Below are 14,733 nucleotides of genomic sequence, written 5' to 3' on the forward strand. Positions count from 1 at the left end.
GCCAGAGCCGCGGTCGGGGACGGCGGATCGCGGCCGCCGGCACGCTGCTCGCCGGACTCGGGTCGGCGCCCGCGGTCGCCGGCCTCGACGCCGGCAACGTCGCCACCACCGCCATGACCGGTCCGGCGTGCGTCCTGGTCGCGGTCGGGCTCGCGGTGCTGGCGCCGGAACTGCTCGCGCTCACGACCAGGGTCGTGCGGGTCGTCACCAGGACGACCGGCGGCCCCGCCGGTCACCTCGCCACGATCAACATGATCGCGGCGCCCGAGCGGGTGCGCCCGGTCGTCACGTTCCTCACGCTGTTCGTCGGCGTCGCCGCGGGCACGCTGTCCATGCAGGGCATCGAGAACGACTACTCGGCGGGCGGCGGCAGCACCGACCAGGTGCTCGCGTCGATCAACTACCTCGTGGTGGTGCTCATCGCGGTCTTCATGGGGATCGCGCTCACCAACAACCTGGTCGCCTCGATCCGCCAGCGCCGCACCGAGTTCGCGGTGCTGTCGCTCGTCGGCTCGACGGGCGCGCAGACCCGCCGGATGCTCGTCGGCGAGGTCCTGGCCGCGACGGTGACCAGCGTCGTGGCGGGCGGGCTCGGCGCGGCCGTCTGCGTCATCCCGTTCGCCGTGGTGAAGCTCGGTGATCCGCTGGCGGCGTTGGCGCCGGTGCCCTACCTGCTCGCGATCGTGGTGGGCGCCGCGATCGCGCTCGGCGTCACCGCCGTGGTCGGCACCCGCACCATCCGCACGGCCTGACCGGGCCTCGTCAGCGGTAGTAGCCGTCGAAGGGGACCGTCGCCTCCTCGTACAGGTGCGGGCCGTCGGTCGGCACCTCGGGGAAGTCACCTCCGGTGCGCAGCCCGTCGAGCTGCGCACCGGACAGGGCGAAGACCACCTGCCCGAGCTCGGACCTGGCCAGCGCGCCCGCGCACATGCCGCACGGCTGGCAGCTGGTGTACATGGTGGTGTTCGCCGCGGTCTCCCGGTCAAGCTCCCGCGCCGCCCAGCGGGCCAGCTTCAGCTCGGGGTGCGCGGTGATGTCCTCGTCGGTGAGGGTGGTGTTGCGTTCCTCCACCAGCACCGCGCCGTCCGGACCAGCGAGCAGCGACCCGAACGGCGGGTTGCCGGCCGCACGGGCCTCGGCGGCCAGCGCGATCGCCCGCCGCAGGTGTTCCGGGTTCACAGGATCTCCTTCTCTCGTACCATTTCCCGCACGGCGGCCAGCATGCGCCAGGCCACCTGCGGATGTGCGGTCTCCTCAGGATCGCCCGCGTACGGGTCGAGCACGACCGCCGTGGCGCCGTCGGCCCGCAGCTGGTCGAGGTCGCCGGCCACCTGGTCGAGCGTGCCCTCGCCGAGCCGCCGGTTGTCCACCGGCTCGTCGGTCAGCCGCAACAGGATGCGGGGCGCCAGCGCGGGCACCGGGCGGTCCTCGCCGGCGGCGATCTTCCGCAGCCGGGCCAGGGACTCCCGCCAGTCGTCGGGAGTCTGGCGCAGCGGGTGCCAGGCGTCGCCGAGCCGGACCACGCGGCGCAACGCGCCGTCGCTGTGCCCGCCGATCCAGATCGGGATGTCCCCGGCGCGGTAGCCGTCGTCCCGCCAGGCCTCGCGGACGGTCGTGATCAGCTCGTCGGTCAGCGCGCCCCGGCGGTGGAACGGGACCCCGAGCGCCGCGAACTCCTGGCGGGCCCAGCCGATGCCCGTGCCGAGCACGAGCCGGCCGCCGCTGAGGTCGTTCAGGTTCGCGGCCATCCTGGCGACCAGCAACGGGTGCCGGTAGGGCGCGATGAGCACGGTCGTGCCGAGCATGATCCGCTCGGTGACCCCGGCGAGCCAGGACAGCGTGGTGAACGGGTCGTAGAAGGGTGCGGGGTACTGCGCGGCCACATCCGGGGTGATCGCCACGTGGTCGGACATCATGAGCAGGTCGAAGCCGAGGCCCTCCACCGTCCGCGCCCAGTCGCGCAGCACGGCGGGCCGGGTGCCGGGGCCGAAGTTGGGGACGTTCACGCCGATCTTCACGTGCCCAAGACTATGTCGGCGAGCGCCGCGACTGAAGAGACAGTCCACGGCATCTGGCGGTTTCCGCCGTGGATCCCCCGGTAGAATGACAACATGACCGAGAGTCTGGACGCGACCGACTGGGAGATCCTCGCCGAGCTGCAGACCGACGGCCGGGTGGCGCTCACCGAGCTGGGCCGGCGGGTCAACCTGAGCGCCTCGGCCGCGACCGAACGGGTCAGGCGGATGGAGAGCCTGGGGATCATCACCGGCTACCGCGCCACCGTCGACCTCGACCGGCTGGGGTTCGGCGTGCTCGCGCTCGTGCGCCTGAAGTACCCGGGCAACCAGCACCAGCCACTGCACACGCTGCTGGCCGAACGCCCCGAGTTCCTGGAGTGCCTGCGCACCACCGGCGAGGACTGCTACACGCTCAAGGTGGCCGCCACCTCCATGCGGCATCTGGAGGAGCTCGCCAACGAGCTGACCACGCTGGGCACCACCACGACCAACATCGTCTACAGCCAGACGCTCCCGTTCCGCGGCATCGGCCGGCCGCCACGAGAAGAACCGGTCTGACCCCGGCTGTGGTAAAACGCCGTCGTGCGATATGTCGAGATTGAGCGGAAATTCGTATTGTCCGATCCGGTGCCGTTGAAAGCCAGGCTGCGGGCACTCGGCGCCCGGCCCGAGTCACCGGTTCGTCAGACGGACGCCTATTACAACGCGCCGCACCGCGATTTCCTCGGCTCGGCCGTGATATCCGAATGGCTGCGCATTCGGGTCGAGGATGGCGGCGGCTCGGTCAACTTCAAGCGGTTCCACCCGGTCGGCGCGGTGGCCCCGACGCACGCCGACGAGTTCGAGACCGCCGTCGACGACGTGACGGCCGTGCGCAAGCTGCTCGAGGCGCTCGACTTCCGGCCGCTGGTGACCGTCGAGAAGACCCGCGAGGCCTACCGGCTGGCCGATGTCGAGGTCGCCTTCGACCAGGTCGTCGGTGCGGGTGACTTCGTGGAGTTCGAGTACACCGGGGACGCCGACGGTGTCGAGGACGCCGTCGGGCGGCTCGATCGCCGCATCGCCTCGTTCGGCGTGGAGCTCGGTGCTCCGGTCGACCGAGGCTACCCACACATGCTGCTCGGCCGGAAACACTGAGTCCTCATTGGTCGATCCGGATGACGGTGTCCCACGTTCGGCCTATCGGCACACCACCCGCGGCGACCTGTATGCACTAGAAGTAGTGAATAAAACCGCGGCACACGGTGCACCCGAAAGAGTTATTGTTCGCCGCCGATTGCTTGGTATGTTGGTCACTGTTGACCACCGGGGAAAGAAAATAAATTCCCATGAATGGTGGGTCTGTCGGCATCAGTTCTAGAGAGGATTCCCATGGTTGTCACGCGTCCGGCTCCTGGCGAGGTACTGCGCAACGAATACCAGAAATCCGTCGCGGAGTACTGGAACAAGGAGAAGGATCCGGTCAACCTCCGACTCGGGGACGTCGACGGCCTCTACCACCACCACTACGGCATCGGTGAGGTCGACCTGTCCGTGCTGGACGGTCCGGAGGAGACCCGCGACGAGCGGATCATCGCCGAGCTGCACCGGTTGGAGACCGCGCAGGCCGAGGTGCTGCTCGACGCCCTCGGCGAGGTCGGTCCCGACGACCGGCTGCTCGACGCCGGCTGCGGGCGCGGTGGCAGCAGCATCATGGCCAACGCGCGCTTCGGCTGCCACGTGGACGGGGTGTCGATCTCGGAGAAGCAGGTCGCGTTCGCCAACGAGCAGGCCGCGCGGCGGGGTGTGACCGACAAGGTCCGCTACCACTTCCGCAACATGCTCGACACCGGGTTCGACACCGCGGCCTACCGGGGAATCTGGAACAACGAGAGCACGATGTACGTGGATCTGTACGACCTGTTCGCCGAACACTCGCGCCAGCTGGCCCCCGGCGGGCGGTACGTCACCATCACCGGTTGCTACAACGACGTCACCGGTGGCCGGTCCAAGGCGGTCGCCCAGATCGACCAGCACTACACCTGCAGCGTCCACCCGCGCAGCGCCTACTTCCGCGCGATGACCGAGAACAACCTCGTGCCCATCTCGGTGATCGACCTGACCGCCCAGACCATCCCGTACTGGGAGCTGCGCGCGCGGTCCACTGTGGCCACCGGCATCGAGGACCCGTTCCTCACCGCCTACCGCGAGGGCAGCTTCCACTACCTGCTGATCGCCGCCGACCGTTGCTGACCGATCCCGGAGGTGAATGATGACCGAATCCCGCCACGGGCTGGCCGGTCTCCTGGCCGGCCCCACCGGCCTCGGCACCTCGGCCGCGCGCTTCGTCGCCCGGCTCACCGCCGGGCAGGAACCGGATGTTCCGCCAGTCGAGCCGTCCGTCGATGGTGATCCCGCCTACGCCTACCGGCCGTGGGGCGACGGCTCGGCGCCGCCGCTCTACTGCCCGGTCACCGAACGGATCGACGACGCGCTCGGTGCGGAGGTCGACCGGCGGCTCGCGCTCTGGGCGGCCGAGTGCGGCTTCAACGAGCAGGAGTGCGCCCAGCTTGGCCAGACCGGGTTCGGCAGGCTGGTCATGCTCGCCCACCCCGACTGCGCCGACCCGGACCGGCTGCTGATCTCGGCGCGGCTGAACGCGGCGTGGTGGGCCGCCGACGACCTCTACGCGGACGACACCGCGCTCGGGGCCGTGCCGCAGGACCTGCCACCCCGGCTCGCGCTCGCGATGGCCGCCATGGACCCGCTGCCGGCCGCCGGCGAGTTCAGCCCCGACCTCGAGCGGACCATCGACGGCGACCGGGTGCTGGTCGCGCTGCGCTCGGCTGCGGATCACCTGCGGGACAGCGGCACTCCGGCCCAGCACCAGCGCGTCTGCTACTCCACGTTCACCATGTTCGTGAGCTGGAACGCGTACGCGGCCTGGCAGCACGCCGGCAGGTATCCACCCGCCTGGGAGTACCTCGCGGCCCGCCAGCACGACAGCTTCTACACGTCGATGACCGTCATCGACGTGCTCGGCGGCTACGAGCTGCCGGCCAACCTGTACTACGAGCAACGGTTCCGGCACGCCGCCATCCAGGCGGGCACGGCGGCGGTCCTGGTCAACGACCTGCACTCGGTGACCAAGGACCTGGCCGACGAGAACCCGCCGTGCAACATGGTGGTGCTGATCGCCGGCGACCGGGACTGTTCGATCGCGGAGGCCACCGAGATCACCGTCGCCCTGCACAACGAGATCGTGCGCGACTTCCAGGCGGCGCACGACGAGCTGCGCGTGGTGCCGTCCCCGGAACTGCAGCGTTTCCTCCACGGCCTGCGGTCCTGGATGGGCGGCGGCTTCGAATGGCACTCGACCAGTCCGAGGTACCGCGACTAGACCGGCGCGGGATGTCCGCCGGACATCCCGCGCCGGGCCGGGTCAGGGGCGGGTGGCCGTGGTCTCGGTCAACGTGACCTGGCCGGTCACGTAGTGGCTCCAGACGCCGATGTTCAGTGGCCGGCCAGGGGCGGCGGCACTCTCGACGAAGCTGCGGCCCTGCCAGGTCCCGCCGAAGGTGACCTTGAACGCGGAGGTGGCGCCCCGGTCCTGTGGCGGAACGCCGTCGGGCTGGATGATCTCGTGCAGGCCCCACCGGTAGTCATCGCGGTAGGGGCCGGACACCTGCTTGAGCGTGTTGTCCAGGATCGTGCCGGTGGCCGGGATGGTGATCAGCACGCCGCGCAGGCCGTTGGCGAACGTCGTGTTGTGGACGAGGACTTCGGCCTCGCCGCCGCCGTGGAACTCCGCGCGGCCGCGGCCGACGAGTGAGCCCGGCGGGCAGGCGTCGGCGCCCTGGTCGGCGAGCACGTCCCGGCCGCAGGTCGGGAACGACCGCACGTCGAACCGGATCGAGTCGTCGAACAGGAACACGAACTCCCGTGGTGCGGCGGGTTTCTCGCCGGACTCGGTGTGCCGTCGCGTGTCGAAGGTGATCTCGACGCCGCGTCGCTCGCCGTCGGCGTCCCGGCTGACCAGGACCTCGCCGCCCTCGATGTTCGTCGGGCCCGGCACGTCCGGCTCGTAGGGACGTTGGGGGCCGAACGGTGTGGGGTGCGGTGGCTCGCCGGTCGTCGCGGCGGCGGGGGTCACGGTCATGGCCAGAGCGGCCGCGGTCAGGCCGAGCACGTAGCGGGTTCGCATGCTGCTACCTCCGTCGGAGCTGTTTTCGATACATGTCGAATAGTCCCGATCAGAGGTAGAGTCTTCGTGAGCTGTCGAAGAGAACTGAGAGGGCTGTCAGGAATGCCATTGGGCCGATGGGCGGCCATCTCCCACCCCGACCTCGACGCCGTCGAGCTCGACGACATCCTGCGCGCGCTCGCCGACCCGACCCGCCGCACGATCGTGCGAATGCTGCTGGCCGACGGCGACCGAGCGTGCGGCACCTTCGGCCTACCGGTGGCCGCGTCGACGCTGAGCCACCACTTCCGCGCCCTGCGCAAGGCCGGCATCCTGCGCCAGTACGACGACGGCCGGCAGCGGATGAACACCCTGCGCCTGGACGAGCTGGACACCAGGTTCCCCGGCCTGGTGTCCACAGTGCTCAACTCGGCCGACTGACGAGCCGCCCGGCCGCAACACGGTGGGCCAGCGAAGCGACGCACGTGGCCGTGACCATCCAATCGCCGCGACCACCGATGACGTCCGCGTTCTTTCTCCTGCGGTCAGGCTAGCCGCGTTCCGCAGGCGGGGTCAGTAGCGTTGACCTATCACTGGCGAGTCCAATGGGATTCGGCGGCGGTCAGCGCGTTTCGAATACGTTGATCCTCGCCACTGCCCGTGGTCGGCAGGCGCAGCAGCGGCATGTCGTACCGCCGCAGGATGTCGTTCTTGAGCTCGTCCCGCTTCAGCTGGGCCGGCTTGTTCTCGTGGAAGGCGAACCCGTCGACCTCGATGGCCAGCAGCGGCCGGTTGGTGACCTGGTTGTACACGACGAAGTCGAGGGACGCGTCCAGTGCCTGGCGCCGGTCGGCGCGGACGCGCTCGTCCTCCTGCAGCCCACGCAGGCGTCGGTCCAGCTGCGCCAGCTGGTTCGGGTCCGGCGGTGGTGGGGCGCTGGCCACGAACCGCGCCACCGCCGCGCCGCGGTTTTCCTGGCCGGCGAAGAACTCGGCCCGGCGCTGTTTGCGGCCGAGATTGCCGAGCACATGCCCGAACCCGAGCTCGTCGAGCTTGTCGCGGACGACGACGCGGGACCACGCGCCGTCGGCGCCGACGAACGTGGTGGTCTCGGTCGCGGAGTTCCAGATGGCGCCGTTGACCTCGACCCGGTCGGCGCCCGCCACGACGTGTCGCGCGGAACTGCGCAGGATCCGCACCCGGTCCCGCCCGTAGGGGAAACCCTTGTGCTGGTTGGCGAAGAAGATGGCGATCCGTTGACCGGCGGACTGGAGTTCGTAACGCGCGATCCGGTGGGTCTGATCCTCGAAGGCACCGGTTTCGCGATTGCGGATCAGCACTGCCTCACTGCGCGGATCGATCATTCTGCCCCCAACGATCCCAGTCTCGGCCGAGTTCTGGAATATCCTGCCATCGCCGTTGGTTTCCTCGCCGCCTGGTCCGGACAACGCGGCCGCCGTCACGCGGTGAGGTCGGAGAATTCCGTGTGGTCGAACGTGCCGGTGTCGGTGTTGAACAGATATACCCGCGAGGTGTCGACGTCGACGTACATTCCGGTCAGGCGCAGGGCGGCTCTGGCCTTGGCCTGCGCGACCGCGGGTTGCCGGCGGAGGTGGTCGAGTTGCTGGAGCACGTTGTGCAGGGCGAGTCGGTCTTCCGGCGCGTCGGGTACCGCCCCGTTGAGCGTCACCGGTGGCCGGTCGCGTTGCCTGGCCGTGCTCGGCTCGCCGTGACGCAGCCAGTGCGACAGCGACGGCAGGGCGGTCGGCGCCTCGCCCTGCAGGGTGCGCATCGCCCCGCACGAGGAGTGCCCGCACACCACGATCTCCCGAACTCCCAGCACGGTCACCGCGTACTCGACCGACGCGCCGACGGACGTGTCGTGCTCGGTTGGCACGAGGTTGCCGACGTTGCGCACGACGAACAACTCGCCGGGCACGCTCGTGATGATCAGCTCCGGCACGGCCTGGGCGTCGCCACAGGTGAGGAACAGGGCGCGTGGCCGGTTCGCGGTGGCCCACGCCGGTGGGGTGGAGCGCTGATCGGGGACCTCGACGCCGCCGTTGGTGGCCATCCACTCCGACCACGGCGCGAGCCGGCGCGGCAGCTTCGCGTTGCCCCGGCGGATGGTCGGCGTGTCGGTCTTGCCCCTGGCGAACCACGGGTGGCCGATCTCGTCGACGTGCACCCGGCCACCCGCGCGCTCGTGGGCGTACTGCCAGGTCGACAGGCAGTCGAAGGCGGCGTGGTCGAGGTAGTCGACCACGAGCTCCACGGTCACCGTGCTGCCCGCCGGCAGCGAGTTGAGCACAGTGGACAGTCGGGGGACCGACAGCAACGTCAGCGCGCCCTCGATCACCACCCGCCGCCGGTCGCCGTCGCCCTCGGCGTGGATGCCCGACCACATCGTGCGCCGCAGGATCAGCGCCAGGGAGCACGCGACGCCGACCAGCACGCCGACGAGCAGGTCGACGGTGACCACGCCGGCGAGCGTGACGAGCAGCAGCCACAGGTCGCCGTGCTTGCGGATCTCCTTGACCTGTTTGAGGTTCACCAGCTTCGCGCCGACGTAGACGAGTAGGCCGGCGAGCGCGGCGAGCGGGATGGCGCCGGCGATTCCGGCCAGTGCCACGGTGAACAGCAGGATCCACACCCCGTGCAGGATCGCCGAGGCCCTGGTGCGCGCCCCCGCCGCGACATTGGCCGAGCTGCGCACGATCACGCCGGTCACCGGCAGACCGCCCAGCGCGCCCGAGGTCATGTTCGCCATGCCCTGCCCGACCAGTTCCCGGTTGAGGTTCGCCCTCGGTCCGTCGTGCAGCCGGTCGACCGCGACCGCGGACAGCAGGGTCTCGACGCTCGCGATCAGCGCGACCGTGAGCACCGTGACCCCAAGGTCGAACCAGCCGCCGCCGGGAAGCCGGGGCACGAGGTCGACGGCGAGGATGTCCGCCGGCAGGTTCACCCGGTCCACCGAGAGGCCGAGCACCGCGGCCAGGACGGTCACCGAGGTGATCGCGGCGAGCGGACCGGGCACCATGCGCACTGCGGTGGGCAGCCGGCCCCACGCGAGGAGGACGCCGATCGTCAGCACTCCCAGCAGTGTCGCCGCGTCGTGGTGCGCGGCGACCTGTGCTGGTAGTCCCACGATGTTCTCGATCGCCGAGCTGTTCGCCTCGCCGCCGAGCACGACGTGCAGTTGGCCGAACACGATCGTCACGCCGATGCCGGCGAGCATGCCGTGCACGATGGCCGGCGCGATGGCCAGCGCGGCGCGGGCGATCCCGCTCAGTCCGAACAGGATCTGGAGCAGCCCGGCGGCGACGGTGATGGCGCAGGTGACCGCCCAGCCGAACTGGTGGATGGTCTCGGCAAGCACCAGGGTCAGCCCGGCGGCGGGACCGCTTACCTGCAGTGGCGCGCCGCCGAAGGCCCCGGCGACGACACCGCCGACGACGGCGGCGATCAGCCCCGCGACGATCGGCGCGCCGGACGCGAGGGCGATGCCGAGCGAGAGTGGCACGGCGACCAGGAACACCACGAGCGACGCGGACACGTCATGACGCAGGGTCATTCCGCGGAGGCCGCTCCACCATGCCATGGCGCTCCCTTCCCAGGGTGGTTGATGCCTCCATGCAACAGGAAGACGCCGGAAATATCCGCTGTGGACATAGATTTCCCACGATTGGGGTTCGCGGTGACGCACGATCGCTATTCCGAGTGCCGTTACCCGGCTTACCGTCACTTATTAGGTGGCTGTTTTCACCCACCCCTACGCACCGAGCGTGACGATTCACAACCAGCGGTTGCGGCGGAAGATGACGTACAGCACCGCGCAACTCCCGACCATGACGGCGACCACGAGCGGGTAGCCGAAGCGCCAGTGCAGCTCCGGCATCACGTCGAAGTTCATCCCGTAGACGCCGACGATCATGGTGGGCACGGCGATGATCGCGGCCCAGGCGGTGATCTTGCGCATGTCGGCGTTCTGTTGCAGGGAAAGCTTGGCGAGCGTGGCGGTGACCAGAGAGGTGAGCAACTCGTCGTTGTTCGCGACCCGTTCGGCGACCGTGGTCAGGTGGTCCTCGACATCACGGAAATAGGACCGGACCGCCGAGGGTACGAGGACGTCCTCGCTCGACACGAGGCGCCGCAATGGGGCCGCGAGTGGCACGATCGCGCGGTTCAGCTCGACGATCTCCCGCTTCAGCAGGTACAGCTGTTCGGCGCCGATCCGGCTGCGTGGTTCGAAGACCCCGGACTCGATGGCGTCGATGTCGTTCTCGAACTCCTCGCTCACCATGAGGTAGTGATCGACGACGCGATCGGCGATCCCGTGCAGTACGACCGCCGGGCCAAGCAGCAGCCGTTCCGGCGCCGCCTCCAGTTCGGCGCGCAGGTCGCGCAGGCCGGAGTGCTCCGCGTGCCGCACGGTCAGCACGAAGTCGGCGCCGAGGAAGGCGACGATCTCCCCGGTGTCGACGATCTCGTTCGCCGTCGTCGGCGAGTCGTGTTCCAGATACCGGACGGTCTTCATGATCAGGCAGAGCAGGTTGTCGTACCGGGTGAGCTTGGGCCGGTGATGGGTGCGCACCACGTGCGCGGCCCCGTTGCCAGGTAACCCGAACACCTCGGTGGCCTGGTGTAACTGCTCGTCGTCCGGTTCGTACAGTCCACACCAGACGAAGCCGTCCCGGCGCGCCCGCACCTCGGCCATGGCGGTCGCCGGAGTCCAGTCCCCGGGAAGGCGTTTCCCGTCCACGTACACCGCGCAGTCGACGAGCTGTGCGGTGTCTCCCACGCGCTCGACGGGTGGACTCCGGGTCATACGGGCACCTTATTGTCGAGATCGCCTCAGCCGACCTGTGCGGGCGTCAAGATTTCGTTAGTGCTCTGGTCCGGCTCCCGCTACTCGGTGGTACCGTGTAGTAGTACTCGGTACCACCGAGTACTGAGAGGGTGCGCGATGGACGACCTGACAGAGATGCTGAAGGGCACGCTCGAGGGCTGCGTGCTGGAGATCATCGGCGGCGAGGAGACCTACGGGTACGCCATCACACGCCGGCTGAACGAGCTCGGCTTCGCCGAGGTCGTCGAGGGGACGGTGTACACCATCCTGCTGCGCCTGGAACGGAACGGGCTCGTCCGGGTGACGAAACGACCATCCGGACTGGGACCGCCGCGCAAGTTCTATGCGCTCAACGACGCGGGGCGTGCCGAACTCGCGACCTTCTGGGCGAAATGGGACTACATCACAGCGCGAATCGACAAGCTCAAGGAGGGCGGGAGATGAACTTCCGGGAAACCATTACCGGCAGCGATCTCACCAGGCAATGGCAGGCGTTCGAAGTCCGCGCCGCGGCGTTGCCGGCCGATTTTCAGGCGGCGTGGGTGGAGATCAAGGGGCAGCTGCTTGCGCACACGGACTTCACGGGCCGCGGCCTGATGCCGATTCTCGACGGTGTGCTGGGACTGCTGGAGGAGACCGCGGCCGACGGGCAGCGCGTGCACGAGGTGCTTGGCGAGGACATCGCGGGCTTCTGCGCGGGACTGGTCGGCAACGAAGGCGGTCGGAGCTACCGCGACCGGTGGCGTGCGCAGCTGAACCGGAACGTCGCGCGGAAACTGAACCGGCTGGGAGGCTGACATGGGCATCAGGGACGTCATCGATGGCAAGAAGCAGTGGCGGGCACACCTGGCGCGGGTCAAGGCCCTCCCGCCGGACTACCAGATCGTCTACCAAGAGATACAGCGGTATATCTTCAAGGTTTGGCCGATCGACCTGCTCGACGGGGTCCCCCTTTCCGGGATCGTCGATTTCTTCGAGGAGGGCGCAGCGTCCGGAAAAGGAGTCCTGGAACTCATCGGCAGCGACGTCGCCGCTTTCTGCGACGACCTGATCAAGGATTCGCGCACCTACGCGGACATCCTTCAGGAGTCCATCAGCGGGAAACCCGACCCGGCGGAGAAGTGATGTTCTTGGCGTTGGTCACTTGACGTTGACCTTGACGTAGACGTCAGGGTTCTAGCGTGGCCGGGTCCATCGAGCGGCAACGAGGAAGGTTCCGCGACCATGAATCCCGCCGACGCGCCGCGGCCGCGTGGCTCCACCTGGCTGACGGGTCTGCTGCTGACGACGTTCGTCATCGGCACCGACGACTTCATCATCGCCGGCATCCTGCCCGCGATCTCTGCCGACCTGGCCGTCAGCGAGGCTGCCGCCGGGCAACTCGTGACCGTCTTCTCGCTCACCTACGCGGTCGCCGCGCCGATCATGGCCGTGGCGACCGCGCGGCTGCCGCGGCGGATGCTGATCGTCGGCGGCCTCACCGTGTTCGCGGTGATCAACTTCCTGACGGCGTTCGTCACCGGCTACCCGTTGCTGATGGTGCTTCGGGTGCTGGCCGCGCTGGTCGCGGCCACGGTGAGCCCGGCGGCCTTCGCCGTCGCGGGCGCGCTCGCGCCGCCGGAGCGGGTGGGCCGCGCCATCGGCACGGTGGCCGCCGGTCTCACGGTCTCGCTGGTCGTCGGCGTGCCACTCGGCTCCGTGATCGGCTCGGCGCTCGACTGGCAGGCGACGTTCGTGACGGTCGGCGCCCTCACCACCGTCGCGGTCCTCGTCACGGCCAGCACGCTGCCCGGCATCCCGGCGGCGCCCGGGGTCCGCGTGCGCGACCGACTGAGGCTGCTCAGGCGGCCGCCGGTGCTGCTCGGTGTCCTCGGCACCGTCCTCGGCGCCTGTGCCGGCCTCATGACATACACCTACGTCGCCCCCATCACCCATGAGCTGACCGGCGCCGCCAACGTCCCGGTCTTCATCGTGATCATGGGTCTCGCCGGCGCGGTCGGCACCTACCTCGGCGGTCGCCTCACCGACCGGTGGGGCGTCGACCGGACTCTCCTGGCCAGCTTCGCCGGCGTGCTCGTCGCCACCCTGGGGCTCGCCGCCGTCGGCCGCTTCACCAGCGGGGACGCACCGGTGTGGCTCGTCGGCGTCTTCCTCGTGCTGTGGGGCGTTTCCGCGTGGGGCAACAACCCGCCGATGACGTCCAGAGCGATGCGGCTGGCTGGCGCGGCGGGCACCGAGGCGATCGCGCTCAACACCAGTGGCCTCTACGCCGGGGTCGCGCTGGCCGGTGCCGTCGGCGGCGGTGCGCTGACCGTGGGCGGCGGTTCGGGTGTGCTGTTCGCGGGCGCCGTGGCCGGGTTCGTGACGATCGTGGTGATGGCCGTCGCCGTGCGCGGATACCCGATCCGGCCGGTGCCAGCAGACTGGTGAGTACGAGCGGAAGGAGTCAGGCGTGCGTATCGGTGAGCTGGCCGCGGCCGCCGGGGTCTCGACCCGTGCCCTGCGGTACTACGAGCAGCGCGGGCTCATCGAGGCGGGCAGGCGTGCGAACGGGTACCGCGAGTACGACCAGGCCGCGGTGGCCAGAGTGCGGAACATCAGGACGCTGCTGGACGCCGGCCTGCGCGCCGAGGACATCCGCGGGCTGCATTCGTGCCTCGACGAGGACCTGGCCGAGGTGCCCACCTGCCTGGCGGCGATCACGTTGTACGAACGCAGGCTGGCGGCCGTGCGCGGGCGGCTCGCCGCGCTGTCCGAAGTGGAGTCGACACTGGCGGAGCGGCTTCACCAACTGCGCGGTCACCGGAGGCAGGCCGCGTCACCGGGCACCTGACGCGGACAGTGCGACGGTGCCGAGGTTGGTGAACTCGGCGACGACCGGGCGGCCGGGGATGAGCGGGACGGCGTCGGTGAGGCCTCCGGTCAGCACCAGCCACCCGGGTTCGAGCGCGCGTCCGCGTTCGGCGAGTGCGTTGGCCGCCAGGGCGAGTGCGTTGGCCGGATGGCCCTGCACGGCCGCGCCCGTCGCGGTGTCGACCACCTCGCCGCCGACCCGGAGCACGCACGCCTCCAGGCCGAGGTCGAGGTCGCGGGGGTCGCGAAGCTGCTCACCGACGACGAAGCGGGCCGACGACGCGTTGTCGGCGACCACATCGGGCAGGGTGAAGCGGAAGTCACGGTAGCGGCTGTCGATGACCTCGAGCCCGGCCGCGACGCCGCTGACCGCCGCCATCGCCGACGTGGGGGTGACACCGGGGCCGGCGAGCCGGTCGCCGAGCACGAACACGATCTCCGGTTCGACCCGAGGGTGGATCAGCTCGCCGACCGGGACCGGCACGCCGGCGTCGAGCACCATGCCGTCGGTGAGCCAGCCGGTGAGCGGCGCGTCGATGCCCATCCGCTGCTGCTTGGCCCGGGAGGTGAGGCCGAGCTTGACGCCAACGGTCCGTTCGCCGCGCGCGGCGACGAGCTCGGTCTGCACCCGGTAGGCGGTGCCGAGGTCGAGATCCGGCCAGTCGTCGGTGATCGGGTGGCGGGCGACGCGGTCCGTCGCCGCGGCGCGCAACGCCGCCACGGCCCGGTCGACGGTCCAGGTGTTCTCGGTCATGGGTCCACCGTGGACGGTTTCGCCAGCCGGTTCCACCCGGCGTTTCCGGTCACCGGAAACGACGACGTTGTTCTCGCCACACCGGGACCTACGGTCG

Annotated in this window: 18 protein-coding genes; 11 read left to right on the plus strand and 7 right to left on the minus strand. The window is 69.7% G+C overall.

Annotated elements, in window-relative coordinates:
• Nucleotides 1–752: FtsX-like permease family protein (locus ACYVIP_RS41515; protein ID WP_460406591.1), on the plus strand; the 752-nt coding region annotated here is incomplete at its 5' end.
• 10 nt (nucleotides 753–762) lie between these two features.
• Here the strand turns inward: ACYVIP_RS41515 and ACYVIP_RS41520 are convergent.
• Both ACYVIP_RS41520 and ACYVIP_RS41525 read right to left on the minus strand, forming a co-directional pair.
• Nucleotides 763–1,179: a nucleoside deaminase gene (locus tag ACYVIP_RS41520; RefSeq protein ID WP_460406592.1), complete on the minus strand. Its 417-nt coding sequence runs from the start codon at nucleotides 1,177–1,179 to the stop codon at nucleotides 763–765.
• Nucleotides 1,176–2,018, minus strand: a complete 843-nt coding sequence (locus ACYVIP_RS41525) for an LLM class flavin-dependent oxidoreductase (RefSeq protein WP_460406593.1) — start codon at nucleotides 2,016–2,018, stop codon at nucleotides 1,176–1,178. Before ACYVIP_RS41525 ends, ACYVIP_RS41520 begins: the two co-directional genes overlap by 4 nt.
• A gap of 93 nt (nucleotides 2,019–2,111) precedes the next feature.
• On the opposite strand from ACYVIP_RS41525, the gene ACYVIP_RS41530 reads away from it, so the two are divergent.
• From ACYVIP_RS41530 to ACYVIP_RS41545, 4 genes are all read left to right on the plus strand, one after another.
• A complete protein-coding gene (locus ACYVIP_RS41530) occupies nucleotides 2,112–2,576 on the plus strand; it encodes an Lrp/AsnC family transcriptional regulator (RefSeq protein WP_460406594.1) in 465 nt (154 codons plus the stop codon).
• 24 nt (nucleotides 2,577–2,600) lie between these two features.
• Nucleotides 2,601–3,155: a class IV adenylate cyclase gene (cyaB, locus tag ACYVIP_RS41535; RefSeq protein WP_460406595.1), complete on the plus strand. Its 555-nt coding sequence runs from the start codon at nucleotides 2,601–2,603 to the stop codon at nucleotides 3,153–3,155.
• Between the two features lie 234 nt (nucleotides 3,156–3,389).
• Nucleotides 3,390–4,250: a geranyl diphosphate 2-C-methyltransferase gene (locus ACYVIP_RS41540; protein ID WP_460406596.1), complete on the plus strand. Its 861-nt coding sequence runs from the start codon at nucleotides 3,390–3,392 to the stop codon at nucleotides 4,248–4,250.
• 19 nt (nucleotides 4,251–4,269) lie between these two features.
• Nucleotides 4,270–5,397 (plus strand): family 2 encapsulin nanocompartment cargo protein terpene cyclase, encoded by a 1,128-nt coding sequence (locus tag ACYVIP_RS41545; protein ID WP_460406597.1) that lies wholly within the window; start codon nucleotides 4,270–4,272, stop codon nucleotides 5,395–5,397.
• 42 nt (nucleotides 5,398–5,439) lie between these two features.
• On the opposite strand, the gene ACYVIP_RS41550 is transcribed toward ACYVIP_RS41545, so the two are convergent.
• Complete coding sequence (locus tag ACYVIP_RS41550) at nucleotides 5,440–6,201, minus strand: hypothetical protein (protein WP_460406598.1); 762 nt, start codon at nucleotides 6,199–6,201, stop codon at nucleotides 5,440–5,442.
• A gap of 102 nt (nucleotides 6,202–6,303) precedes the next feature.
• Here ACYVIP_RS41550 and ACYVIP_RS41555 point away from each other — a divergent pair, with 102 nt between their 5' ends.
• Nucleotides 6,304–6,621 (plus strand): ArsR/SmtB family transcription factor, encoded by a 318-nt coding sequence (locus tag ACYVIP_RS41555; protein ID WP_460406599.1) that lies wholly within the window; start codon nucleotides 6,304–6,306, stop codon nucleotides 6,619–6,621.
• Between the two features lie 149 nt (nucleotides 6,622–6,770).
• Here the strand turns inward: ACYVIP_RS41555 and ACYVIP_RS41560 are convergent, their stop codons facing one another.
• The 3 genes from ACYVIP_RS41560 to ACYVIP_RS41570 form a co-directional block, all read right to left on the minus strand.
• Complete coding sequence (locus ACYVIP_RS41560; protein ID WP_460406600.1) at nucleotides 6,771–7,520, minus strand: DUF2726 domain-containing protein; 750 nt, start codon at nucleotides 7,518–7,520, stop codon at nucleotides 6,771–6,773.
• Between the two features lie 119 nt (nucleotides 7,521–7,639).
• Nucleotides 7,640–9,754, minus strand: a complete 2,115-nt coding sequence (locus ACYVIP_RS41565) for a SulP family inorganic anion transporter (protein WP_460406601.1) — start codon at nucleotides 9,752–9,754, stop codon at nucleotides 7,640–7,642.
• A gap of 219 nt (nucleotides 9,755–9,973) precedes the next feature.
• On the minus strand, nucleotides 9,974–11,008 hold the full coding sequence (locus ACYVIP_RS41570) for a magnesium and cobalt transport protein CorA (RefSeq protein ID WP_460406602.1): 1,035 nt from the start codon (nucleotides 11,006–11,008) through the stop codon (nucleotides 9,974–9,976).
• Nucleotides 11,009–11,146: 138 nt separating this feature from the next.
• Here ACYVIP_RS41570 and ACYVIP_RS41575 point away from each other — a divergent pair, with 138 nt between their 5' ends.
• The 5 genes from ACYVIP_RS41575 to ACYVIP_RS41595 all read left to right on the plus strand — a co-directional run bounded on the left by ACYVIP_RS41575 (nucleotide 11,147) and on the right by ACYVIP_RS41595 (nucleotide 13,862).
• Nucleotides 11,147–11,473 carry a PadR family transcriptional regulator gene (locus ACYVIP_RS41575; RefSeq protein WP_460406603.1) on the plus strand — a complete coding sequence of 109 codons (327 nt, stop codon included), beginning with the start codon at nucleotides 11,147–11,149 and terminating at the stop codon, nucleotides 11,471–11,473.
• Complete coding sequence (locus ACYVIP_RS41580) at nucleotides 11,470–11,826, plus strand: DUF1048 domain-containing protein (RefSeq protein WP_460406604.1); 357 nt, start codon at nucleotides 11,470–11,472, stop codon at nucleotides 11,824–11,826. The genes ACYVIP_RS41575 and ACYVIP_RS41580 overlap by 4 nt, the downstream gene beginning before the upstream one ends.
• 1 nt (nucleotide 11,827) lies before the next feature.
• On the plus strand, nucleotides 11,828–12,154 hold the full coding sequence (locus ACYVIP_RS41585) for a DUF1048 domain-containing protein (protein ID WP_460406605.1): 327 nt from the start codon (nucleotides 11,828–11,830) through the stop codon (nucleotides 12,152–12,154).
• Nucleotides 12,155–12,253: 99 nt separating this feature from the next.
• Nucleotides 12,254–13,459 carry an MFS transporter gene (locus ACYVIP_RS41590; RefSeq protein ID WP_460406606.1) on the plus strand — a complete coding sequence of 402 codons (1,206 nt, stop codon included), beginning with the start codon at nucleotides 12,254–12,256 and terminating at the stop codon, nucleotides 13,457–13,459.
• 22 nt (nucleotides 13,460–13,481) lie between these two features.
• A complete protein-coding gene (locus tag ACYVIP_RS41595; RefSeq protein WP_460406607.1) occupies nucleotides 13,482–13,862 on the plus strand; it encodes a MerR family transcriptional regulator in 381 nt (126 codons plus the stop codon).
• On the opposite strand, the gene ACYVIP_RS41600 is transcribed toward ACYVIP_RS41595, so the two are convergent.
• Nucleotides 13,848–14,636, minus strand: coding sequence for a 2-keto-4-pentenoate hydratase (locus ACYVIP_RS41600; protein WP_460406608.1), 789 nt, complete (start codon nucleotides 14,634–14,636; stop codon nucleotides 13,848–13,850). The two genes, ACYVIP_RS41595 and ACYVIP_RS41600, sit on opposite strands and share 15 nt — an antisense overlap.
• Nucleotides 14,637–14,733 lie beyond the last annotated feature (97 nt).

This window comes from Actinophytocola sediminis (assembly GCF_054779715.1).

What these genes read in the sequence shown, in the direction of transcription:
- ACYVIP_RS41530 (WP_460406594.1), top strand. Translation starts at nt 2,112, where the DNA reads ATGACCGAGAGTCTGGACGCGACCGACTGGGAGATCCTCGCCGAGCTG.
- ACYVIP_RS41540 (WP_460406596.1), top strand. Translation starts at nt 3,390, where the DNA reads ATGGTTGTCACGCGTCCGGCTCCTGGCGAGGTACTGCGCAACGAATAC.
- ACYVIP_RS41545 (WP_460406597.1), top strand. Translation starts at nt 4,270, where the DNA reads ATGACCGAATCCCGCCACGGGCTGGCCGGTCTCCTGGCCGGCCCCACC.
- ACYVIP_RS41550 (WP_460406598.1), bottom strand. Translation starts at nt 6,201, where the DNA reads ATGCGAACCCGCTACGTGCTCGGCCTGACCGCGGCCGCTCTGGCCATG.
- ACYVIP_RS41555 (WP_460406599.1), top strand. Translation starts at nt 6,304, where the DNA reads ATGCCATTGGGCCGATGGGCGGCCATCTCCCACCCCGACCTCGACGCC.
- ACYVIP_RS41565 (WP_460406601.1), bottom strand. Translation starts at nt 9,754, where the DNA reads ATGACCCTGCGTCATGACGTGTCCGCGTCGCTCGTGGTGTTCCTGGTC.
- ACYVIP_RS41570 (WP_460406602.1), bottom strand. Translation starts at nt 11,008, where the DNA reads ATGACCCGGAGTCCACCCGTCGAGCGCGTGGGAGACACCGCACAGCTC.
- ACYVIP_RS41575 (WP_460406603.1), top strand. Translation starts at nt 11,147, where the DNA reads ATGGACGACCTGACAGAGATGCTGAAGGGCACGCTCGAGGGCTGCGTG.
- ACYVIP_RS41580 (WP_460406604.1), top strand. Translation starts at nt 11,470, where the DNA reads ATGAACTTCCGGGAAACCATTACCGGCAGCGATCTCACCAGGCAATGG.
- ACYVIP_RS41585 (WP_460406605.1), top strand. Translation starts at nt 11,828, where the DNA reads ATGGGCATCAGGGACGTCATCGATGGCAAGAAGCAGTGGCGGGCACAC.
- ACYVIP_RS41590 (WP_460406606.1), top strand. Translation starts at nt 12,254, where the DNA reads ATGAATCCCGCCGACGCGCCGCGGCCGCGTGGCTCCACCTGGCTGACG.
- ACYVIP_RS41600 (WP_460406608.1), bottom strand. Translation starts at nt 14,636, where the DNA reads ATGACCGAGAACACCTGGACCGTCGACCGGGCCGTGGCGGCGTTGCGC.